Source organism: Trueperaceae bacterium (assembly GCA_031581195.1).
GTDB lineage: Bacteria > Deinococcota > Deinococci > Deinococcales > Trueperaceae > SLSQ01.
In genome coordinates this window covers 16,434-37,503 of sequence record JAVLCF010000001.1, presented here as the reverse complement: position 1 = coordinate 37,503, position 21,070 = coordinate 16,434, and the positions used below count along the sequence as shown (strand labels likewise).

Below are 21,070 nucleotides of genomic sequence, written 5' to 3'. Positions count from 1 at the left end.
CCCTGCACGAAGAACGCCCTGCACGAAGAACGCCCCCGCCGGTCGGCGGGGGCGTCTCTGTGGTGGAGCCGAGGGGATTCGAACCCCTGACCTTCTGAATGCCATTCAGACGCGCTCCCAACTGCGCCACGGCCCCATGCAACGAAGCTCCGCACCTCGGAGCAACGACGAGTGTAGCGGGGCGACCGCGCGCTGTCAACGCGCGGCCGCCCGCGCCGTCAGCCTTCCTTCGCGTCCTCGTCGGGCGTATCCGCCTCCGCCGGCTCTGCCGCTTCGGCGGTAGCCGCGGCTTCGGCCTCCGCCGCCTCCGCGGCGGCGGCCTCCTGCTCCGCCTTGGCGGCCGCGTCGGCGTCGGCAGCGGCCGCCGCCTTCCGGGCGTCGCGCGCGGTGCGGGCGGCGGCGCGGTCCTCCTCCTGCCGGCGGACGTCGACCTTCAGGCGCGACGCCTTGCCGCGCAGTTCGCGGAGGTAGTACAGCTTCGCACGACGGGTCCGGCCGCGCCGCACCACCTCGATGCCGTCGATCAACGGGCTCGAAAGCGGAAAGACGCGCTCGACCCCCTCGCCGAAGCTGACCTTACGGACGGTGACCGTCGAGCGCGCCCCCTTGCCGTTCTTGCGGGCGATGACGACGCCCTCGAACGACTGGATGCGGCTCCGGTTGCCTTCGACGACCTTGTAGTCGACGCGGACGGTGTCGCCCGTGTCGAAGTCGGGGACGTCGTCGCGAACGAACGGCTGCTCGATGGAGCGCAGGATCGCGCCTTTGTTGTACTTCATCGTCTCTCCCGGACTGCGCGTTGAGGTCGTGTCCCACCGCGCGACGCGTTCCGCGCGGGGCGGCCGATTCCGGCCGCGACACAGCCGTACGAGCCTAGCGCATTCGCGCCCACCGGCGCAAGCGCCTGGATGGGTTCGGGTGTTCGGCGACGCGCGGAGCTCCGAGGCGGGGCTCCGAGCGGCCACGCCGCACGCCACCCCCGGCGACGGGACGCCCGTCACCCCCGGAATGGGTAGGCTTCGCGCATGCGCATCGAGCTCGACACCCTGGACGCCAAGGAACGCCACAAACTCCTGAACGGCACCGTCGTCCCGCGCGCCATCGGTTGGATCTCCACCGTCGACGACGCCGGCCGCCGCAACCTCGCGCCGTTCTCCTGGTTCACGATCGCCGCCTCCACCCCCCCGGTCCTGATGTTCAGCGTCGGGTCGCGCGACGGCGTCCTCAAGGACACCGGCCGCAACGCCGTCGCGACCGGCGGCTTCGTCGCGCACGTCGCCGGCGCCGACCTGGTGAAGGCCATGAACGACACCAGCGTCGAAGCGCCCGAGCACGTCGACGAGTTCGACTTCGCGCACCTCGACGCCACCCCGTCGGAGCGGGTGGCCGCCCCCCGCGTCGCGGCCGCCCCGGTCGCGTTCGAGTGCGAGACGCTCCACCACTACGCCATCCCCGACGGCGGCAACACCGTCGTGTTCGGTCGCGTCCTGCTCGCGCACGTCCGCGACGACGTGCGCGACGCCCAGGGCTACGTCGACGTGCGCGCCCTCGACCCGGTCGCGCGCCTCGCCGGCCTGGACTACGCGTCGCTCGGGGACGTCTTCGCGGTCCCGCGTCCCACCTGGCCGCCGGAGGACTGAGGCCGGCCTCAGCGGGAACGAAGCGACGGCGCGACGAACAACGCCGCCCCGACCACGATCAACGCGGCGGGAAGCCACCAGCCGCCCCCCGACGCCAGCACCATCAGCGCCACCAGGGCGAGGGCGGCCGCCGGCCAGATCGCCCAGCGTTGCGGGCGATGCCGGAGGCGGGTGAGGGCGAAGAACGTCGCCGCCGCCCCCCCGAACAGCACCACGCCGCCCACCTCGTCCGGCACGCCGCGCAGTTCGTCGACGCCGGCCGCCACCCCGAGGGCGATCGTCAGGCCGGCCGGAAGGAGCGCCCACCCGCGCTCGCGGGCGGGATCGCGCAGGTGGATCGCCAGGAACCCCAAGCCGACCGCGACGAACGGGGCGCCCGCCCACCAGGGACCGGGCAGGTTCGCGACCCCCAGCCCCACGAGCCCGAACCCGACCGGGAGGGTCCAGAGGCGGCCGGGCGTGTCGCGGCTTGCGCTCAGCACCACCGCGCCGGCGGCGGCGAACACGATCACGCCCACGAGGCGACCCACGCCCGCCAACCAGCCGGTGTTGGCGAGCAACGCCAGCGCCCCGAGCGCAATGAGGGCCACGCCGAGTTGCGTCCGTCCGTCGTTCAGATCGAGCTGCATACGCCTCCCGCGTCGCTCGGACCCCTTCGGTTCGGGTCCGTCCTGCGGGGCGGGCGCACCTCCGTGCCCCGCCCCACGTGCCCTTCATCATGCCGCGTTCGCCGGGCCCGTGGGTCGACCTCGTCACCAAACCCTCTCGACGGCGTCGGGCGTGGACCGGACGGGGCCGCGGCGAAGCGTGGGCCGTGCGTACGGCCTGCGGTCGTCGACGGCGGGCTCAGCGCAGGGCGGCCCTCGCGACCCAGCGCGTCGGCACGCCGTCGACGAGGCGCGTCCATCGTGGCGGGTCGTGGACGACGGTGACGACGTCGGAGCGCGCGTTCGCGTGTCCGGCCGCGTCGCGGACGACGCCCACGTCGACGGCGACGCGCACGTCGTCGGCGTTCCGGTCGGGTACGACGTCGACGACGTAGACCGCGCCGTCGCCGTCGACGTGCGTCGCCACGCCGCCGTCGACGTCGAGGTGGCGCGCCCGCAACGCCTGGACCGGTTCGGAGAAGGCCACGACGACGGGGAACCGTCCGCTCGCTTGGGGCGGTGCTTCGACGACGGCGGTCGGAGGGGTGCGGTCGATCCGGACCCACGTGTCGACGGGCTGCGCGGCCCGCCCAAGGCCGTCGAACGCCTCGAAGGTGATGTGCGCGACCCCCTCCCCGAGGGAGCGGGTGTCCACGTGAACCCCCCACGATCCCACGACCACCGGGGCGCGCGCGCGGACCTCGTCGGGTCCGCGACGTACGCGCACGCGGACGAGGCCACGCCCCACCCCCGCGGTCATCCGGCCGTGCCAGGCGAGGCCGCGCGCGTCGTCGCGCGCCGGCGGGGGAGCGTCGGCGACCGGGGCGTCCACCGCGATGCCGAGGTGGGGCTTCGCGCGGATCCGGAGGGGACCCGGCCCGACGTCGCACGCGGAGGCAGCCCGAACGGAGCTGCACGCCGGCGCGCACGGACGCTCGGAGCGAGGCGCCGATCCGGCCTCGGCGGCTGGCGCACCTCCCCCGACGGCATCGAGATCCCCGGAGAGCGAGCACAGCCACGACGGGGGCGGCGTCCGAAGGTCGAGGGTCGCGGTCGGGTCGACCCTCCCCGGCAGGGCGGACAGGGGTGGGGGGCGCAGCGCGGCGGGACGGGCCTCGTGGCCCGACGCGGCCTGGACCCCGGCCGAAGGAGGCGCGGCGCCCCCCGCGACGGGGGTCGCGGCGTCGGGCGGAGGCGGCGTTGCGCGCGCCCCCTGCGAACGCTCCGTCGTCCCGAGGAAGAGGAGAAGCATCGCGAGGGTCGCCTCGCGCACCGGCCACGTGGACCACGGGCGAGCGGGACGGCGGGGGGGCGTCCTCGGCGTCACGAAGCGGGAGGCTACCACGGACGTGCAAGGTTATGTCAGGTTGAGTCAGTTGTCGTCGGTTTGGTTGGGGTCCCGAAGGGCCGACGGCCCGCCCGGCGCGGGGTCGGACACGACGACCCGCTCGGCCAAGCGGTAGCCGACGCCGCGAATCGCGACGACCAACCGACGCGACAACCCCGCACCCTCGAGTTTCTCGCGAAGGCGCGTGATGCGCACCTCGATCGAGCCCTTCGAGACCGACGCCCCCGGTTCCAGCTCTCGAATCGCCTCGCTGGTGAGCCCGCTCGCGCCGGCCTCCGCCAACCGCTGCACGAGCGACGCCTCGCGCGGAAGGAGCGGCACCTCCGTTCCGTCGGGCCCAACGAGGACCAGACGTTCGACGTCGAGGCGGTAGGGCGCCTCGACGCCGCGCGGCCCGGCCCCCCCGCGGAGGCGTTCGAGCATGCGCCCCACGATCGTCGTCAACTCGTCCGGCCGCGCCGGCTTGGCCACGTACACGTCGGCGCCCGCCTCGTACCCGACGCGCCGATCGAGCTCCGACGTCCGCGCCGTCAGCATCACGACCCCCATGCGGGGCTGGGCGCTCCGCAGGAACTGCGTCAGCGACACCCCGTCCTCCCCCGGAAGGTTCAGATCCACGACGGCGACGTCGGGCGTGAAGGTCGCGAGCGCGTGCCGGAACGTCTCCGCACTCGGAAACGCGCGCGCGTCCCACCCGGCATCCACCAAGACGTCCACGATGCTCGCCGCCAAATCCGCGTGGTCCTCCACGACCGCTACGCTTCCGCTGGAAGTCGGATCCATACTTCGAATACCCCCTTCTCGAATGTCACTTCGATCGTGCCGCCCAGGCGATGCACGAACGACCGCGCGACCCCAAGGCCCATGCCTTCACCCGGCAACGACGCCCCATGATCGCCGCGGTAGTGCCGATCGAAGACGCGCTCGACGTCGAGCGCCGCGTCGTGCGACACGTCGTTGCTCACGCAGACCGACGCAATCCACGTCGCGCCGGACCCGGCGCCGGGCCGTCGTTGCACCGAGACCGCCGGACGGGTACCGGGAGCAGCATACTTTGCGGCGTTGTCGAGCAGCTCGCCGAAGGCATTCTCGAAGGCATACGGATCGACCCGTACGGCGAGCGACCGGTCCCCCGTCACGGCGACGGCATCCGACGTGGCGTAGCGCTGCATCACGAGCTCGCGCAGACCGGCGACGACGTAGCGCCGTTCCCACGGCCCCTCGTCGGCGGCCTGGTCCGCCCTCGCCTCGAGCTGCCGCATGCGGTCGAGCCCCTGCTCGACGGCGTGGAACGCCGCCTCACTCCGGCTGCGCGCCTTCGGGGGAAGGCCCGACCACGGCACGTTCATGCCGATCACGCCGAAGGCGTTGCGCACGTCGTGGTCGATGGCGTCGAGGACCTCCACGCGCTGCGCCCGAGCCCGCCGTTCGGCGTCGCGTCGGGCGCGCCACGCCTGCACCTGACGCTCCGCCTCGTGGAGCCGTGCGTACGCCTCCCGTTCGAACTGAACGACGATCGAGAACATCAGCGCGAGCGTCGAAATGCCGTACGCCAACGGAGCCCACTCCGTCAACGGACTCGGTTGGGTCGCGCCCACCAACGATCCGACCCAGCCGAGCGTCACCAGTCCGAGCACCGCATACGCCACGATCACGCCGTTCGGCCGAGGGTGCCGCTCGAGGAGCGACGCCGCCCCGATCAACTGCACGAACGGCGTCGCAACGACGGCGACCCCGTTCACCTGCAGCCCGGCCGTGACGAACCCCGCCGCCACCAGCGTCGCGGCCACCGCGGACGTCGCCGCCCACGGCCCGAACCCCCACGCCGCGAATCGGCGCGTCCCGTATCGCGCGAAGACCGTGCCGTGAAACAGGTTGGCCGCCAGCGTCGCCAGCGGGATGGACACGTCGAACGCCGGCCCGACGGGCGCCCCCCAGACCGACCCGAACACCGGGTACCCCTCGAGCAGCGTGAAGGACGCCAACCAGACCGCTTGCGCGACCGCGAACGCCAGGAAGATCGGGTCGCGATGGAACGCGAACGACGCCACCGTGGCGAAGATTGCGGCCAGCGCCAGCGCCACGTAGGCGATCGACAGAACCGCCGTGCGAAGGAACACCCTGCGGGCCTCGGAGGCCCCCAGGACCTGCATCGACACCGCCATCGAATCGCGGGTCGAGATCGCGACGAAGTACGTCGCCGGCGCCGGTCCCGGCTCGAGCACGAACCCCGCCAGACCCGGGTTGCGTGGGTCGCTCACGGCGTCGGCGTACATCCCGACCGTCTCCACGTGGCGAAGACCCCCACCGCGGAGCTCGTACAGACGGACGTCATCGACGTGGTGCGGTCGAAGATGCAGAAGGTACCACCGCTCCGCCACGTCCGGGACGACGCGGACCTCGAACCAGTGCACCGTCGCCAGGTCGCCGTACCCGCGCGCGACGCCCCGCTCGACCGGCGTGAACGGCGCGTCCGGAACCTGCTCGAGCGGCACCGTCCCCTCGACGTCCTCGTAGTAGCCGAGGTGCTCGGCCGCGTACGCACCCGAGAGCCCCAGAACCACGAGCGCGACGGCCACCCACCGGACGGCCGGACCTCGACACCGCGCGCCTCCGTCGTGCATGCCGCCCTCCTCCCACGGTCGAGCCGATCCCCGTCCGATCGGAGCGCTCGGCGTACGGCCGCGCCCACCTCCGGAGGCTACCCCTCGACGCGCCCGACGCTCCCGGATCCCCCGCGCATCCCCCCAGGATGGAACGCCACCTCGTGCCCCCGGAACGCCCCGTCCTCGTAATCGAAGCGCGCCGAGAACGTCCGGTCGCGCTGCCACAACCACGGCAGGAAGACCCGGTCCCCCTCGTGCAGCTCGAGCGTCGCGAGGTCGGCGCGGTCGATCCACGCGACCTCGCCCTCGTCGCCCCCCACCGGCGTGCCGTCGGCCGACGCGAGGTAGATCCACACGTACCAATCGTTCAGGCCGTCGAAGCGCGGAAACACGATGAGGCCTCGGTAGCGCAGGTCGGTCACCTCGAGGCCCGCCTCCTCGCGCACCTCGCGCACCGCGCACGCCTCGGGCATCTCGCCGGGCTCCGCCTTGCCCCCCAACCCGTTCCACTTGCCCTTCTGGTGGCCCCGCGCCTTGCGGAGCATCAACACCGCGTCCCCCCGCACGACGTACACGAGGGTGCTCGGAATCATGCGAGCCGCCCCGCCGGCGCTGCCGGCCGGCGTCACGAGGTGGGGGCCTGCACCAACTCGTCGAGCAGGTACTCGAGCCGCGTCTGCGCGTTCTCCTGCGACCCGTAGACGCTGCGCACGAGGGTGCCGCCGGCGTCGAAGGCGAACCAGTGCGGCGTGCCCTCCGTCCCCCACCGGCGGGCCCGCTCGCCGCTCACGTCGAGCGCGATCGGCATCGTGAGCCGCGCGAAACCGCCGGCGAAGCGCAGCAGCTCCGGCTCGACGCCGTCGCGCGGCAGGTCGCGGTGCCCGTAGGCGGTATGCAGCAACGCCAACTGCAACGCGTCCCCGTGCTCCCCCTGCAGGCGCTTGAGGAACGGAATGCCGCGCGAGATGCAGCCCGGGCACTCGAGGTTGAAGGCCATCACCAGGCCGGGGGTCCCCCACGTGCCGGGCGCCCCGAGGGGGCCGTGCCACACCCAATCCTCGGCGTCGGGCCAATCGTGCGCGGGGGCGACCTGCGGGGCGTCGTCGGAAGCGGCGTCGTGCGTCATGCACCCAAGGTACCGAGCGGCCGGCCCGACCCGGGTCGCGCCGGCGGCAGCGGCGCCGGCGGATCCGCGGGGCGGCCGACGCGCGCCCGGCGGACGCCGTGGTCTCATGCCGGCAGGAGGTCCACCGTGAACGACGATCCCCACGGGCCGCTCGCGCCCCTCGAGGCCGGCGCCGCCCCCGACGACGCGGACGCCGCCCTGGTCCTGATCCACGGGCGCGGCGCCGCCCCCGACGACCTCGCGCCCCTCGCGAACCTGCTGCTCGAGGGCCGCACCGCCCGCGTCGCGGTCCGCCTCCCCCGTGCGGCGGGATCGGTCTGGTACCCCCGCCGCTTCGTCGAGCCCGAGGCCGTGAACCAACCGTGGCTCGATTCGGCGCGCGCGAAGGTCGGCGCGACCCTCGACGCGCTCGCCGCGGCCGGCATCGACCCCGCCCGGACGGTCCTGGGGGGCTTCAGCCAGGGCGCCTGCCTCGCGACCGACGTCGCCGCCCGCCGCGGGACGCCGCTCGGCGCGGTGCTGGCGTTCGCCGGCGGCCTGATCGGCGAGACGCTCGACGGAACCGCGTACGCCGGCGACCTGGCCGGCACGCCGGCGTTCCTCGGCAGCGCCGACCCCGACCCGCACATCCCGACCGGGCGGGTCGAGGAAAGCGCGGAGATCCTCCGGGGCCTCGGCGCGGAGGTCGAGGTGCGGCTGTACCCGGGGCTGGGGCACACGATCGGCGCCGACCAACTCGAGGTCGGGCGGGCGCTCGTCGCCCGCGCGTTCGGGGAGACGGACGCCTGACGCCGCGTCCTGGACCACCGACGGATCGGGGCCGCCCGCGTACCCTCGCGGCATGAACGACGACCCGCGCGACGCCGGCTTCGACCCGACCGCCCTGACCGACGACGACTGGCGCGAACGCCTCGACGACGCCGCCTACCGGGTGCTGCGCCACGAGGCGACCGAACGCCCCGGCAGCAGCCCCCTCAACGACGAGTGGCGGCCCGGACGCTACGTCTGTGCCGCCTGCGGGCACCCGCTGTTCGACGCGTCGGTGAAGTTCGACGCGCACTGCGGCTGGCCGTCGTTCCACACCGCGCTCCCCGGCGCGTTCGAGACGAAGACCGACTACCACGTCGGTTACGCCCGCACGGAGTACCACTGCGCGAAGTGCGGCGGGCATCACGGGCACGTCTTCGAGGACGGACCGGACCCGACGGGGCTGCGCTACTGCAGCAACGGCGTCGCGCTGCGCTTCGTGCCCGACGGCGGCGCCTGAGCGCCGCTCAAGCCCCGCCGGTCGACCCGGGCGTCGCGCGGTTCGGCTTCAGCAGGTCCGCGTGGCGCGCGCGGAACGCCGCCACCTTCGGTGCGATGACCGCCGCGCAGTACCCCTGTCCGGGGTTGTTGGCGAAGAAGTTCTGGTGGTGGCCTTCGGCCGGGTGGAACGTCTCGAGGCGCTCCACCTCGGTCACGATCGCCGCCCCGAACACCCCCTCGGCGTCGAGGGCGGCGATCTTCGCGCGGGCCGCCTCCGCCTGCGCGTCGCTCTCCGCCAGCACGATCGAGCGGTACTGCGGCCCGACGTCCGCCCCCTGGCGGTCCTTCGTCGTGGGGTCGTGGACCGAGAAGAAGACGTTCAGGAGGTCGTCGAACGTGACGACCGCAGGGTCGTACGTGAGCCGCACGACCTCGGCGTGGCCGGTCGTGCCGGTGCAGACGTCGGCGTACGTCGGGTGCGGGGCGTGCCCGCCGGCGTAGCCCGCGACGCTCTCGTGGACGCCTTCGACGCCGCGGTAGACGGCGTCGAGGCACCAGAAGCAGCCGCCGCCCAGGGTGGTGGTGTGGAGCGTGGGTTCGGACATGCGCGTAGGGTACGCCGGCGCCCGCCGCGGCGACCCGGCGCCGGGTCACGTTCGTGCGCGACGCCCGCGGCCGGACGCCGCACCGTGACCCTTCCCGCTCAGGGACCGACCGAGCCGCGGAACGTTCCGCGCGTCGCAATCGTGAGCCCGTACCCACCGCCGTCCAGCGCCGCGGTGACGTTCGTCTCCCACGCGCCGCCCGAGCCCTCCCGACTCCGGGTCAGCGACACCTCGAGATCGGGCTCGCAGGGGAGACGGGGTGCGGCCGACGGGACGTCCGACCACCGGCACGCCACGCCCGGCGCCGCCGACACCTGCCACGTCGCGCGGTCGGTGCCCACCCCGAACGGGGCCGACGTCCAGTGCGGACGCATGACCCAGGAGGCCATCCAGGCGCCGTCGACGTCGGCGACGAGACCGGACGTTCGGCGTCCGTAGGCCTCCGCGTCGACCTGCGCCGCTCCAGGCCACGTGCGCCCGGCAGCGATCTCGGCGCGGGGCACGAAGCGCGCACCCTCCAGCGGGGCTCGCCCCTCGACCTGGAGGGCCACCACCGCCGTGGTCCCGCGGGCGACGGCGAGCAGGCGAACCTCGTCGTCGGCGACGTCGAGACCGACGCGGTTCGCGCGCACGAGGGCGAGCCCGCGGACCTCGACGCCCGGCCACGGACGTCGGGTCGCGTACGTCATCAGCGACGCCCCCATCGTGGTGCTCGCGCCGGCCAGGGCGTCGTCGCGCCGTTCCCGTGCGCGCACGTCGGCGCGCCACGCCACCCCGAAGCGGGCTGCGCTCGACGTCGCGAGCGACGTACGCGTCCAGCCGACCTCGACGTCGGCGGCCGCCACGGCATCCTCGGCGAACGTGTCGACGGCGTACCCGGCCGCCACCCGCCACGCTCGACCCGCCGGACCTCGTGGCACCCGCACCCGCACGCGCCCCTCGGCGTCGGCGCCCCCACCGCGCACCTCGCCGGCGCTCCAGACGTCGACCGAAGGGCCGGAGCACCCGCCGGGATCGGCGTCGGTTCGCGACGCCCCAGCGGCGGCGCAGGCCTGCGCGGACGCTCCGCCGGGAACGGCCCAGTGGCGGGGGTCCAAGCGCGCGCTCGCCGCAGCGACCGTCCGTTCCAGGTCGTCGCGCGCCGCCTCGTCCAGCCACGCCTCGACGGTGTCGCGGTGCGCTTCGAACGCCGACGCGGGGCTCCCGGTACGGATCTCGAGCACGTCGGAGGCGTGGCTGGCGTTCCCCGCCGAATCGTGGGCGACGCCTTCGGGGACCGCGATCGTCACGCGCTCCCCGAGCTCGACGTCGTCGATGGAGAGCCGGTAGGTCGTGCCGCCGTCGGCGGCACGGACCTCCGCCACCGCCGCAGCCTCGATGGCGACGTCGGCGGCCTCGAATCCGTGCACGGCCTCGGAGAAGACGACCGTCACCTCGAACGCCCCCTCGACCCCCTCGGGGCCCTCCAGACGGACGGTCGGACGCACGACGTCCTTGACGAGCTCCAGGGTCCGCGGCTCCGCAGCGTTGCCGGCGCGGTCGGTCGCGGTGGCCCGCAGCGTCAGTGGGCCGTCGTCGAGTGGCGTGAGGTCGACCGTGGCCTGCCAGGCGTCGTTCTCGACGACGGCCTCGGCCTCCACCCGCTGGGTCGCGTCGTCCGCCACGATCCGGACCACGGCGCCGTCGGCCAACCCGACCGACGTTCCGGAGACCGGCAACGTCGCCTGCGTCGGTACGGCGACGGCGCCGTCCCCCTCCGCGGGCGTCCGCAACGCCAGGGTCGGGCGGGCGGTGTCGAGGTGCACGACGATCGATCCCGACATCGGCGAGAGGTTCCCGGCGGCGTCGCGCACGACGGCCGCCACGTCGTTGTCCCCCTCCCGGAGACCCCCGTCGGGGAAGGCGAAGGTCCACGATCCCTCGGGATCGATGGGGGCGTCCCCCACCTCCGACCAGCCGTCGTTCGCGGCGGCGCTCGTGGAGGGGGCGGTCGGGGGACTGGCCGCCGCAGCGCGCGTTGCGACGGCGCGCGCCGACGCGGGCTCGGCGGCGGCCCCCATCGCCGGCCGCACGTACAGAACGACGTCCGCCTCCACCTCCCCGCTGCCCGAGATCGTTTGGTTGGGGTCGCTCGTGACGTAGCGGGCGTCGCCCGCCTCTGGACGTACGTCGGTCCCCGAAGGCGCCACGACGCTGGGGACGGGAGGGGCGTCGGGAGGCTTCGTGTCGATCAGCAGCCGTACCGGTTCGGACGGCGGGGACGTGTTGGCGATGCCGGGCGCCGTCGCCGCGATCTGGACCTCGTAGGCGCCGTCCTCGAAGGCGTCGGGGAACGTGTAGTCCCACGCCCCGTCCGCATCGGGCGCGAACGTCGTGTGCGCCACCCCGTCGACGAACAGCGTCACGGTGGTCCCGGGGTCGACGCGGCCGGCGAGGGTGGGGCGCACGTCCGCCGTGGCGAGGACCGGTGCGTCCCCCTCCCGGACCCGGGCCGATCCCGTCGACCCGTCGCCCGGGCCGAGGACGACCGGCGTGGGGGTGGAGGGCGCCACGGTGTAGGCGGCGATCGCCTCCGGCGTCGCGGCGGATGCGGTATTCCCTGCGTCGTCCCGCACGTGGACCCCGACCGCGAGGTCGGTCGCGCTCAACGTTCCCACCCCCAGCGGGTGGGTCGCGACCCAGGCGTCGCCCTCCCGCGTCGCCGTCCGCCGCTCCGGACCACCGAACGCCCCGAAGTCGACCTCCACTCCGGCGATCGTGTCGGCGTTCGCGTCGCCGCTCGGCCCGTCGTCCCAGCGCACCTCGACGACGTCGCCCACCTTGAAGACCCCACCGGCGGCACTCGCGCCCTGGACCGTCAGCGCGGCCGACGTCACGGTCGGCGCGACGCCATCCACCTCGAAGGGGGACGAGCTGAACGTCGTGACGTTGCCCGCCGCGTCGTCGGCCGTGAGGCCGATCGTGGCGTCCGACCGGTCGACCGCCAACGGGTCGGGCAGCGTCCACGCGGCACGCCAGGTGTCCCCGTCCTGCGTGGCGGGCGCGGACGTCGGGCCCCCCACCGCCCCGAAATCGAGGGTCACGCTCGAGACGTCGACGTTGCCGTCCCCGGTCGCCCCCGCCCGCCAGGTGGCGGTCACGACGTCGCCCGCCCGGAACGCTCCGTTCGTGCCCGTCCCGCCCGACGTCCGCAGGTTCTCGCGCGTCACGACCGGGGCGGCGGCGTCGACCGCGAGTTCGGCGACGCGCGACGCCGTAGCGACGTTTCCGGACCCGTCGCGCACGCGCAGACCGATCCGCAGGGCGTCTCCGGCCACACCGGTGTTCGCGACGGTGTACGCGGCGGTCCACGTGCTCCCCGCGGCGGTCGCGGCGACGTCGTCGGCCCCTCCGAGCGCCGACGCATCGACCGTGACCGCCTCGACGTCGGCGTTGGCGCCGCCCGCCTCGGGATCGTTCCAGGTGATCGTGAGAACGTCGCCGATCCGGTAGCGCCCGTCGGGGCCCGTGGCCCCGGTGACCGTGACGTCGCCGGCCGACACGACGGGCGCCGCGAAGTCGACCCGCACCGTCGCCGTCGCGTCGATGGGCGCACCGTCCAACGTCGCGGCGATCGTCGCGGTCCCACCCCCCGCCTCCGGCGCGGCGGTCAGCACCGCCGTGTAGCGCCCATCGCCTCGGTCCTCGACCTCTCCGAGCGTCCCCCGATCGGTGGTGAGCTCCACGGTCCCCGCGCTCGCGCCCATCGCGCCGCCACGTGCGTCGCGCAGTTCGACGGAGATGAACGCCTCAGGGTGCTCGGTCGACACCGCCGCCGGAGCGGCGACGCGAACGACGGAGTCGTCGAGCGAAGCGACGCGGACCGGGACGGTGGCCGTTCCCTCGTTGCCCGACGGGCGGGTGGCGCGGACCTCGACGTCGACCGTCGCATCGACGGTTTGCGTCACCTCCCACGTGCCCGTCCACGTGGTGTCGGAGGTCGACACGAGCGCGACGTCGGCCCCTTGCCCGAAGGCGCTCAGGTCGGCGTGGACGGCGTGGACGCCGGCGCCCTCCGCCGCGGCGGCCCACGTCACGCTCACCTGGTCACCGACCTGGTAGCCGCCGCCGGGACCGGTGCCGCCGGCAATCTGCAGCGCGGTGGGGCGAACCTCCGGCACGATCCCGTCGACGTTCACGAGCACGGCGCTGGGGACGTCCGTCACGTTGCCGGCCGCATCCTCCACGGTGACGTGGAGCGCGGCGTCGCGCCAGGCGTCGTCGCCGGCCGGGACGTCGTACGTCGTCGTCCACCCGTCGCTCGACGAGACCGCGGCGGCGTCCGACGGCCCCTCGACCTCGGCGAGGTCGACGGCGATCCGGGCGTACCCGAAGGCCTCCCCCGAGGCCGCGTCGTCCCACGTCAACGTCAGCGCGTCGCCCACCGCGAACCCGTCGGCGGAGCTCGCCCCCGTGACGGCGATCGATCCGTCCTCGACGTGCGGAGGCGTGACGTCGACGTCGTACGTCTCGCCGGTGTCGTGGTCGGCCACCAGCCCCAGGTTCGTCGCGAGGGAGGTGATGCCGGCGTCGGCGCGAACGCGCAGTCCGGCGACCCCTTCGTCGCCGGCGTCGAGGTCGACGGTCACCTCGTACGAGGCGCCGTCGCCCGCGACGCCGACGATGCTTCCTCCCACGTCGCCGGTGGGAACGAAGGCGTCGGCGTCGACTCCGCCGACGGCCTCGCTGAAGGTGACGTCGAAGCGCACGCGCGAAGCGTTGGTTGGGTTCGCGTCGCCCCGCACCAGTGAGAGCACGCTGACGCCCGCGTCGTAGCGGATCGACGCCCACGGGGTGTTCCCCGCGACGTCCTTGAAGTTGTTGCCACGACCGAACGCGTAGGCGGCGACGCGACCGTCGCGGTAGGCGGAGCCGCCGCCCCCTCCGGCGGTGCTGCGCGAACCCGACGTGCCACCTCGCCCTCCGGCACCGCCACCGGCGCCACCCCCGCCGGTCCCACCGCCGTTGGTCGCGGTATCAAAGGAGCCGCCGCGTCCACCACCTCCACGCGACCCGATGGACCTCCAAGAGATGTTCGTGCGGTTGTTGAAGCTGTGGCCTCCGTTGGAGGCGAAGTTGTGCTTGCAGTGTTGGGATCCCGCCGCCCCCCCGCCGCCGCCGGCGACCAGCAGCGCCTCGTTGCTGCGCGCGCGGTTGCCGTCGAACACGCCGGAGGCCCTGCCGCCGCCGCCGCCCCGCGAGCATCCCGAATAGCCACCCCCCGAACCACCACTGAAGGCGTCCATGTACCCGGTGACGATGTGAAGTTGCTGGCCCGGCGTGACGCCGACGCGCCCCCGGACGCGCCCGCCCTGGCCCCCATACCCGTGGTTGGAGTTTGCGAAGGCACCCCCGCCGGAACCCCCTTGCAGATACACGTCGAGGGTGTCGATCCCTCCCGGCACGTCGAGGGTCACCGACTTGTTTTGTCCAAAGGTCAGGTAACAGGTGCCCGTGGCCGCGTCGTAGGTCCCGCCCATGAGCAGGTCGCAGGGGGTGGTCTCCGCCTGGACCGACCCCATCGCAAGCAGGGTGAGGAGCGCCGCGAAGGTCGCCGTCCCTCGGACCGTACGCACCCCTCTCGAAACCGCTCCAAGCGCCGTCTCCACCATCGCGTACCTCCTCGAGGTCTGGGCCGCGACGAAAACGGCGCGACGTAACACGGCGGTAAGGAATAGCAAGGAATCGGTTGGATGTGCAACCCTGCGTATGGGTTCAGGACTTTTGGGACACGTGGGGTACCGTGGCGTTCCGCCCCACCCACCATGTCCGCGCGGGCGGGACGGGGGCGCGGGGTAGCATGGATACTCGCTCGTGATGACGCCGACCCTCTCCCTCGCCTTCACCGCCGGGCTGCTGTCGTTCCTCTCGCCGTGCGTCCTTCCGCTCGTGCCCTCCTACCTCGCCTACGTCGGCGGCAGCGGCGCCACGTCGCGCCGCCTGCTGCTGCGCAACGCCTCGCTGTTCGTCGTCGGCTTCTCGCTGATCTTCATCGGGCTCGGCGCGTCGGCTTCGGCGCTCGGGTCGCTGTTGCGCGACCACCGCGAGGCGCTCACGATCGTGGGGGGCGTCCTCGTGATCGCCTTCGGGCTGGTGCTGCTCGGCGTCATCCGGCTCCCGGTCCTGATGCGCGACACCCGCGTGCACGCCACCCACGACGCCTCCACCCCGTGGGGCGCCATCCTGCTCGGGATGGCGTTCGCGGCGGGCTGGACGCCGTGCATCGGGCCGGTGCTCGGCGGGATCCTGACGCTGGCCGGCGCGACCGGCACGCTGCTCGACGGCGTGACGATGCTGGCGGTGTACAGCCTCGGGCTGGCGGTGCCGTTCCTGGCCGCCGCCCTCGCGCTGGAGCAGTTCCTGCGCGTCTCCCGCCGGGTGCGCTCGTGGCTCCCGTGGATCGAACGCACCTCCGGCGCGCTGTTGCTGCTCGCCGGCGTGCTGATGGTGACGGGGACGTACACCCGCCTCAACACCTGGCTGCTGCAGTTCACGCCCGATTGGTTGTTCGAGCGGCTATGAACGACGCGGCGGACGACGCTTCGAACGCACCGGCCGGTGCGGGCCCGCCCCCGGCGGGCGCCCATCCGGCGGCCCCCTCGGACGCCGTCCCCGCCATCGCCCTCGCGGGCGTCGATCGCCGCTGGGGCCGCGAACGCGTCCTGCGCGACGTGCACCTGGAGGTCACCGCCGGCCGCATCGTGATGCTGCGCGGGCACAACGGCTCGGGCAAGACGACGCTGTTGCGGCTGCTGGCGACCCGCCTCCGGCCCAGCGCCGGGCGGGGCGCGGTGTTCGGACACGACCTCGCCCGCGAGGCGGCCGCCGTCCGACGTCACGTCGCCTACCTGAGCGTCGCGCCCGGCACGTACGGGGCGCTCACCGCCCGCGAGAACCTGCGGCTCGCCACCACCCTCCTGCGCCGCCCGCCCGCCGACGCCGACGCCGCCCTCGAGCGCGTCGGCCTGGCCGCGCACGGCAACCGCCTCGTGCGGGTGTTCTCGAGCGGCATGAAGCGCCGGCTCGCCCTCGCCCGCCTCCTGTTGACCGACGCCCCCCTGTGGCTCCTCGACGAGCCGTACGCCAGCCTCGACGAGGACGGCCGCCGACTCGTCGACCAGCTTCTGGAGGGCGCTCGCCGCGACGCGCGGACGGTGCTCGTCGCCAGCCACGAACCGGCCCGCCTGGCGCGGTTCGTCGACGCGACGATCCACCTCGAGCAGGGGGCCCTGCACCGCGAGGCGGCGCCGTGAACGACGTCCGCGCGCTGCTCGCGATCGCCGGCAAGGACCTGCGCAGCGAAGCGCGGAGCCGCGCGGCGACGGTCGCGACGGTGTTCTTCAGCAGCGTCACGCTGGTCGTGTTGGCGTTCGCGCTCGGGCGGGACGCGGACCTCATGACGCGCGCCGCGCCCGGCGCGCTGTGGGTCGCGCTGGCGTTCAGCGGCGTGATCAGCGCGGCGCAGGCGTACCAGAGCGACCTCGAGGGCGGCGCCTTCGAGGCGCTGTTGACGCTGCCGGTGCCCCGCGCCGCGGTGTTCCTCGGCAAACTGCTGGCGAACTGGGGGACGATGACGCTCCTCGGGGCGCTGCTGCTGCCGGTCGCGGCGCTGTTGTTCGACGCCCCGATCGCGGGCGGCCTCCCGGTCCTGCTCGCCACGGTCGCGCTCGGGACGCTCGGGTTCGCGATCATCGCGACGTTCTACGCGGCGTTGACCGCCAACCTCGCCGCCCGCGAGTCGCTGTTGCCGGTGTTGATGTTCCCCGTCGTCGTGCCGGTCCTGCTCGCCGCGGTCCGCGCGACCGACGCCGTGATGATCGCGGGTGACACGTCCCTCGCGGGCGACTGGGTACAGTTGCTGGCAGGATTCGATCTGATGTACCTGGTCGTCACGAGCGCCATCTTCCACGTCGTGGTCGAGGAATGACCCCGCACGAACCCCGCCCGGATCCCCGCCTTCGCGGGGGCGGCCCGAAGCCGAAGGGAGCCCGCCGCCCATGAACCTCGCCTCGTCGCGCCGGCCCACCTGGCTGAACGCGTTGGCCGGCGTCGCCGTCCTCTCCGCCCTCGTCGGCGCGTGGGCCGGCCTCCGCCTCAGCCCGCCCGACGTCAACCAGGGGGAGCTGATCCGCGTCATGTACGCCCACGTCAGCGTCGCCTGGGTGTCGTTCCTCGCCGTCGCCGTCGCGGCGTTCGCCGGCATCGCCTTCCTGTGGCGCGGCGCGCGGCGCTACGACGCGCTCAGCGTCGCGGCGGCCGAGACCGCCCTCCTGTTCGGGGCGCTGACGATCCTCGGCGGCATGACGTACTCCAAACCGACCCTCAACACCTTCTGGACGTGGGACGCGAAACTCACCCTCACCGCCCTCATGGTGACCCTGCTCGCCGGGGTGTTCATCGTGCGCGGCCTGATCGACGAACCGCAGCGCCGGGGCCGCGTGAGCGCCGTCATCCTCATCGTGGTGCTCGCCAGCCTCCCGCTGAACTACCTCGCGGCGGAGTGGTTCCGGACGCTGCACCCCGCGAAGTCGATCGACCTGACCGGCGGGGGCGTGACGATGGACGCCACGATGCTGAACGTCCTGCTCGTCAACGTCGCCGCGGCGGCGCTCACGTTCGCCTGGTTGCTCGCCGAGCGGATGCGCATCTCGCTCGCCGAGCACGACCTCGAGATGCGCCGCACCCGCCGCGGTCCGGGGGGCGGGGACGCCGTCCGTGTTTGACGCCTGGGGCCCCTGGGCGTGGGTGGCGGCCGCCTGGCTGCAGTTGCCGCTGGCCTACGGCGGCTACCTGATCTACCTGGCGTGGCGCGCGAAGCGCCTCCGCGCCGAGGAGGAGGAATCGTGAAGCGACTGATCTACGGCCTGCTCGGCGTCGGGGTGTTGGCGGCGTCGGGCTTCCTGATCCAGCGCGCGCTCGGGGACGGGCTCGTCTACTTCGTGCTGCCCAGCGAGTACGCCGCGGAACCCGACCGCTACGACGAGCGACGGATTCGGCTCGGCGGGATCGTCCAGACCGGCTCGATCGACTTCGACGATCGCGAGCTGCAGCTGGCCTTCCAGGTCACCGACAGCCTCGAGACCTACCCCGTCCGCCACCGCGGGACGCCCCCCGAACTGTTCCAGGAGAACACCGGCGTCGTCGTCGAGGGCCGCTTCGAGGACGGCGTCTTCGTCAGCGACAACCTCCTCGTGAAGCACAGCGAGGTGTACGAAGCGCCGGCGGAGGGCGAGCACGTCGACCTCGAGGAACTCAAGGACACGCTGCAGTGAACGAGCTGTCCCTCGGCCCCATCGGCAGCGCCTCGCTGCTGTTGGCGCTCGCCTTCAGCGTCTGGAGCCTGATCGCCGCCTGGGTCGGCGCGGTGCGCCGCGACGCCGGCCTGCTGACCTCGTCGCGCCTCGCGGGCGTCGCGACGTTCCTGGCGATGAGCGTCGCGGTCGCCGTCATGGAGATCGCGCTGCTCACCGACGACTTCAGCGTCTCGTACGTCGCGCAGACGTCGCGCGCCGCGAACCCCGTGTGGGTGAAGATGGTGACCCTCTGGGCGGCGCTCGAGGGCTCGCTCATCCTGTGGGGCTGGCTGTTGAGCGGGTACTGGGCGCTGTTGTCGCTCCGTGCACCCAACTCCCCGCTGCGCCCCTGGGCGCTCGCGGTGATGGCGTCGGTGCAGACGTTCTTCGTCCTCGTGCCCGCCGTCATCGCCCCGCCGTTCGAGGTCATGAACCCCGTCCCCGCCGACGGGCCCGGCCCCAACCCGCTCCTGCAGAACCACTGGATGATGGCGGTCCACCCGTTCCTGATGTACCTCGGCTTCGTCGGCCTGACGGTGCCGTTCGCGTACGCCATGGCGGCGTTGATCACCCGCCGGCCCGGCAGCGAGTGGATGCTGCAGACCCGCCGCTGGACCCTGATCGGGTGGGGCTTCCTGACCGCCGCGATCGTCACGGGCGGCTGGTGGAGCTACGAGGTGCTCGGCTGGGGCGGCTACTGGGCGTGGGATCCCGTCGAGAACGTCAGTTTCATCCCCTGGCTCACCGCGACGGCCTTCATCCACAGCGTGCAGGTGCAGCAACGCCGCCACATGCTGAAGGCCTGGAACCTGTTCCTGATCATCCTCACGTTCGCCATGACGCTCCTGGGCACGTTCCTGACCCGCAGCGGCGTCGTGAGCAGCGTGCACGCCTTCGGGGACGGCCCCGTCGGCCCCGCCTTCCTGGCGTTCTTCGTCATCGTGATGGTGATCTCGCTCGGCCTGATGGCGTGGCGGTGGGACCAGGTCCGCGACCGCGCCGACCTCGACCACCCCGTCAGTCGCGAGGGCAGCTTCCTGGCCGGCAACGTGCTGTTCCTCGCCATCGCCTTCGCGGTCCTGCTCGGGACGTTGTTCCCGTTGATCGTCGAGGCGTTCACCGGCGACAAGGTGACCGTCGGCGCGCCGTTCTTCGACGCCGCGACGCTGCCGCTCTGGATGGGCGTCCTCGGCCTGATGGGCATCGGGCCGCTGCTGCCCTGGCGTCGCGCCCGCTGGCAGACGTTGCGCAGCAACCTCGCCTGGATGACGGGGGTCGGCGTCGCCTTCGCCGCCGTCGCGGCGGCGTTCGGCATGCGCGGCCCCTACCCGCTCCTCACGACCGGCCTGATCGGCTGGAACCTCGCCTCGTTCGCGCTGTTGATGACCGCCGCGGTCGTGCCCCGCGTCCGGGTCGGGACGCGCAGCGTCGTGCAGGTGATCGGGGACTACGCGTTCGAGAACCGCCGCCGCTTCGGCAGCATGATCGTGCACCTCGGCGTCGTCGTGATGGCCGCCGGCATCCTGGGGAGCTCCGGGTACCGCGTCGACGAGCAGGTCCGCCTCGAGATGGGGGAGACGCAGGTGTTCCGCGACCTCGAGTTCACCGCCCTGGACACGTTCGTCGAGCAGACCGAGTACCGCATCGGGGCGGGCGCCACCGTCCGCGTCGAGCGGGACGGGGAGGTCCTCGGGACGTTGCGACCGAAGATCAACAGCTTCTTCGGGCAGTCGATGGACGTCCCCACCCCCGACGTGCTGTACCTTCCGCTGTACGACGTCTACCTGAACGTCGGCGCGGGCGTCCGCGAGGGGCAGGACTTCGTGATCCTCCGCGTCGTGCGCAGCCCGCTGATCTCCTGGATTTGGGTGGGCGGCGTCGTCATGGCGCTCGGGACCGCGTACGCCCTGACGCCCTCGCGGCGGCGGACCCGGGAGACGTCCCCCGCCCCGGAAGGCTCGCAGACGGCGTGATCCGCGTCGTCACCGTCCTCGCCGTCAGCCTGTCGCTCGGGGGCTTGTTCCTCTGGGGCCTGCTCTACGGCAGCGACGAGCGCGACGTCGAGAGCGCGCGCCTGAACCGGGACGTGCTGCCGTTCGAACTGCCGCTCTACCCCCGCTACCAGGGGACGTACGGGCCCACGCTGGACCTCGCGACGTACCTCGGCGACCGACCGCTGGTCGTCAACTTCTGGGCCACCTGGTGCGGTCCCTGCTACGACGAAGCCCCGCACCTGCAGGCCGCCTGGGAACGCCACGGCGACGACGTGCTGTTCGTCGGCGTCCAGACCCAGGACCGCGGCAAGCGCACCGAGGGCGCCGCCTTCCTCGACCGCTTCGCCTTCACCTTCCCGAACGTCATCGACGACGCCAGCCGCGTGTCCATCGATTACGGGTTGTTCGGCGTGCCGGAGACGTTCTTCGTCCGCGCCGACGGCACCCTCATGGAGAAGCACACCGGCCCCGTCACCCTCGACCTGCTCGAGGAGAAGATCGCGGAGTTGACCCCCTCGTGACCG

19 protein-coding genes, 1 tRNA gene and 1 pseudogene are annotated in these 21,070 nt (G+C 73.3%); 11 read left to right on the top strand and 10 right to left on the bottom strand.

What is annotated here, in order from left to right; genetic code table 11:
• Window positions 1–60: 60 nt before the first annotated feature.
• A tRNA-Ala gene (locus tag RI554_00195) sits at window positions 61–136 on the bottom strand.
• A 295-nt stretch (window positions 137–431) separates the two neighbouring features.
• Window positions 432–779: pseudogene (rplS, locus tag RI554_00190) on the bottom strand (50S ribosomal protein L19).
• Between the two features lie 246 nt (window positions 780–1,025).
• On the opposite strand from rplS, the gene RI554_00185 reads away from it, so the two are divergent.
• Entirely contained in the window at window positions 1,026–1,640 is a 615-nt protein-coding gene (locus RI554_00185) for a flavin reductase family protein (protein MDR9390428.1), read from the top strand.
• Between the two features lie 8 nt (window positions 1,641–1,648).
• Here RI554_00185 and RI554_00180 read toward each other — a convergent pair whose 3' ends face one another.
• The 6 genes from RI554_00180 to RI554_00155 form a co-directional block, all read right to left on the bottom strand.
• Window positions 1,649–2,269 carry a hypothetical protein gene (locus RI554_00180; protein MDR9390427.1) on the bottom strand — a complete coding sequence of 207 codons (621 nt, stop codon included), beginning with the start codon at window positions 2,267–2,269 and terminating at the stop codon, window positions 1,649–1,651.
• A 217-nt stretch (window positions 2,270–2,486) separates the two neighbouring features.
• Window positions 2,487–2,942, bottom strand: coding sequence for an Ig-like domain-containing protein (locus tag RI554_00175; GenBank protein MDR9390426.1), 456 nt, complete (start codon window positions 2,940–2,942; stop codon window positions 2,487–2,489).
• A gap of 717 nt (window positions 2,943–3,659) precedes the next feature.
• Window positions 3,660–4,385 (bottom strand): response regulator transcription factor, encoded by a 726-nt coding sequence (locus RI554_00170; GenBank protein MDR9390425.1) that lies wholly within the window; start codon window positions 4,383–4,385, stop codon window positions 3,660–3,662.
• Between the two features lie 5 nt (window positions 4,386–4,390).
• On the bottom strand, window positions 4,391–6,259 hold the full coding sequence (locus RI554_00165) for a 7TM-DISM domain-containing protein (GenBank protein MDR9390424.1): 1,869 nt from the start codon (window positions 6,257–6,259) through the stop codon (window positions 4,391–4,393).
• Between the two features lie 77 nt (window positions 6,260–6,336).
• Window positions 6,337–6,834 carry an 8-oxo-dGTP diphosphatase gene (locus tag RI554_00160; GenBank protein MDR9390423.1) on the bottom strand — a complete coding sequence of 166 codons (498 nt, stop codon included), beginning with the start codon at window positions 6,832–6,834 and terminating at the stop codon, window positions 6,337–6,339.
• Between the two features lie 32 nt (window positions 6,835–6,866).
• A complete protein-coding gene (locus RI554_00155) occupies window positions 6,867–7,367 on the bottom strand; it encodes a hypothetical protein (protein ID MDR9390422.1) in 501 nt (166 codons plus the stop codon).
• 126 nt (window positions 7,368–7,493) lie between these two features.
• Here RI554_00155 and RI554_00150 point away from each other — a divergent pair, with 126 nt between their 5' ends.
• Window positions 7,494–8,156, top strand: coding sequence for a dienelactone hydrolase family protein (locus RI554_00150; GenBank protein ID MDR9390421.1), 663 nt, complete (start codon window positions 7,494–7,496; stop codon window positions 8,154–8,156).
• Between the two features lie 52 nt (window positions 8,157–8,208).
• Window positions 8,209–8,634, top strand: coding sequence for a peptide-methionine (R)-S-oxide reductase MsrB (gene msrB / locus RI554_00145; protein ID MDR9390420.1), 426 nt, complete (start codon window positions 8,209–8,211; stop codon window positions 8,632–8,634).
• Window positions 8,635–8,641: 7 nt separating this feature from the next.
• On the opposite strand, the gene msrA is transcribed toward msrB, so the two are convergent.
• Both msrA and RI554_00135 read right to left on the bottom strand, forming a co-directional pair.
• On the bottom strand, window positions 8,642–9,220 hold the full coding sequence (gene msrA / locus RI554_00140) for a peptide-methionine (S)-S-oxide reductase MsrA (protein MDR9390419.1): 579 nt from the start codon (window positions 9,218–9,220) through the stop codon (window positions 8,642–8,644).
• A gap of 98 nt (window positions 9,221–9,318) precedes the next feature.
• Complete coding sequence (locus RI554_00135) at window positions 9,319–14,835, bottom strand: Ig-like domain-containing protein (GenBank protein ID MDR9390418.1); 5,517 nt, start codon at window positions 14,833–14,835, stop codon at window positions 9,319–9,321.
• 241 nt (window positions 14,836–15,076) lie between these two features.
• Between RI554_00135 and RI554_00130 the strand changes: the two genes are divergently transcribed.
• The 8 genes from RI554_00130 to RI554_00095 all read left to right on the top strand — a co-directional run bounded on the left by RI554_00130 (window position 15,077) and on the right by RI554_00095 (window position 21,067).
• Window positions 15,077–15,781, top strand: a complete 705-nt coding sequence (locus RI554_00130) for a cytochrome c biogenesis protein CcdA (protein MDR9390417.1) — start codon at window positions 15,077–15,079, stop codon at window positions 15,779–15,781.
• The gene (gene ccmA, locus RI554_00125; protein MDR9390416.1) at window positions 15,778–16,512 is read left to right on the top strand and encodes a heme ABC exporter ATP-binding protein CcmA; all 735 of its coding nucleotides are present in this window, start codon (window positions 15,778–15,780) and stop codon (window positions 16,510–16,512) included. The genes RI554_00130 and ccmA overlap by 4 nt, the downstream gene beginning before the upstream one ends.
• Window positions 16,509–17,186, top strand: coding sequence for a heme exporter protein CcmB (locus tag RI554_00120; protein ID MDR9390415.1), 678 nt, complete (start codon window positions 16,509–16,511; stop codon window positions 17,184–17,186). Before ccmA ends, RI554_00120 begins: the two co-directional genes overlap by 4 nt.
• Before the next feature lie 70 nt (window positions 17,187–17,256).
• The gene (gene ccsA / locus RI554_00115; protein ID MDR9390414.1) at window positions 17,257–17,982 is read left to right on the top strand and encodes a cytochrome c biogenesis protein CcsA; all 726 of its coding nucleotides are present in this window, start codon (window positions 17,257–17,259) and stop codon (window positions 17,980–17,982) included.
• Window positions 17,975–18,106 (top strand): hypothetical protein, encoded by a 132-nt coding sequence (locus RI554_00110; protein ID MDR9390413.1) that lies wholly within the window; start codon window positions 17,975–17,977, stop codon window positions 18,104–18,106. The genes ccsA and RI554_00110 overlap by 8 nt, the downstream gene beginning before the upstream one ends.
• On the top strand, window positions 18,103–18,531 hold the full coding sequence (ccmE, locus tag RI554_00105; protein MDR9390412.1) for a cytochrome c maturation protein CcmE: 429 nt from the start codon (window positions 18,103–18,105) through the stop codon (window positions 18,529–18,531). The genes RI554_00110 and ccmE overlap by 4 nt, the downstream gene beginning before the upstream one ends.
• Window positions 18,528–20,525, top strand: a complete 1,998-nt coding sequence (locus tag RI554_00100; protein MDR9390411.1) for a heme lyase CcmF/NrfE family subunit — start codon at window positions 18,528–18,530, stop codon at window positions 20,523–20,525. Before ccmE ends, RI554_00100 begins: the two co-directional genes overlap by 4 nt.
• Window positions 20,522–21,067 (top strand): TlpA disulfide reductase family protein, encoded by a 546-nt coding sequence (locus RI554_00095; protein ID MDR9390410.1) that lies wholly within the window; start codon window positions 20,522–20,524, stop codon window positions 21,065–21,067. Before RI554_00100 ends, RI554_00095 begins: the two co-directional genes overlap by 4 nt.
• Window positions 21,068–21,070 lie beyond the last annotated feature (3 nt).

Coding starts and splice junctions, on each gene's coding strand:
- RI554_00185 (MDR9390428.1), top strand. CDS start 1,026: ATGCGCATCGAGCTCGACACCCTGGACGCCAAGGAACGCCACAAACTC.
- RI554_00180 (MDR9390427.1), bottom strand. CDS start 2,269: ATGCAGCTCGATCTGAACGACGGACGGACGCAACTCGGCGTGGCCCTC.
- RI554_00165 (MDR9390424.1), bottom strand. CDS start 6,259: ATGCACGACGGAGGCGCGCGGTGTCGAGGTCCGGCCGTCCGGTGGGTG.
- RI554_00160 (MDR9390423.1), bottom strand. CDS start 6,834: ATGATTCCGAGCACCCTCGTGTACGTCGTGCGGGGGGACGCGGTGTTG.
- RI554_00155 (MDR9390422.1), bottom strand. CDS start 7,367: ATGACGCACGACGCCGCTTCCGACGACGCCCCGCAGGTCGCCCCCGCG.
- msrB (MDR9390420.1), top strand. CDS start 8,209: ATGAACGACGACCCGCGCGACGCCGGCTTCGACCCGACCGCCCTGACC.
- msrA (MDR9390419.1), bottom strand. CDS start 9,220: ATGTCCGAACCCACGCTCCACACCACCACCCTGGGCGGCGGCTGCTTC.
- RI554_00130 (MDR9390417.1), top strand. CDS start 15,077: ATGACGCCGACCCTCTCCCTCGCCTTCACCGCCGGGCTGCTGTCGTTC.
- ccmA (MDR9390416.1), top strand. CDS start 15,778: ATGAACGACGCGGCGGACGACGCTTCGAACGCACCGGCCGGTGCGGGC.
- ccsA (MDR9390414.1), top strand. CDS start 17,257: ATGAACCTCGCCTCGTCGCGCCGGCCCACCTGGCTGAACGCGTTGGCC.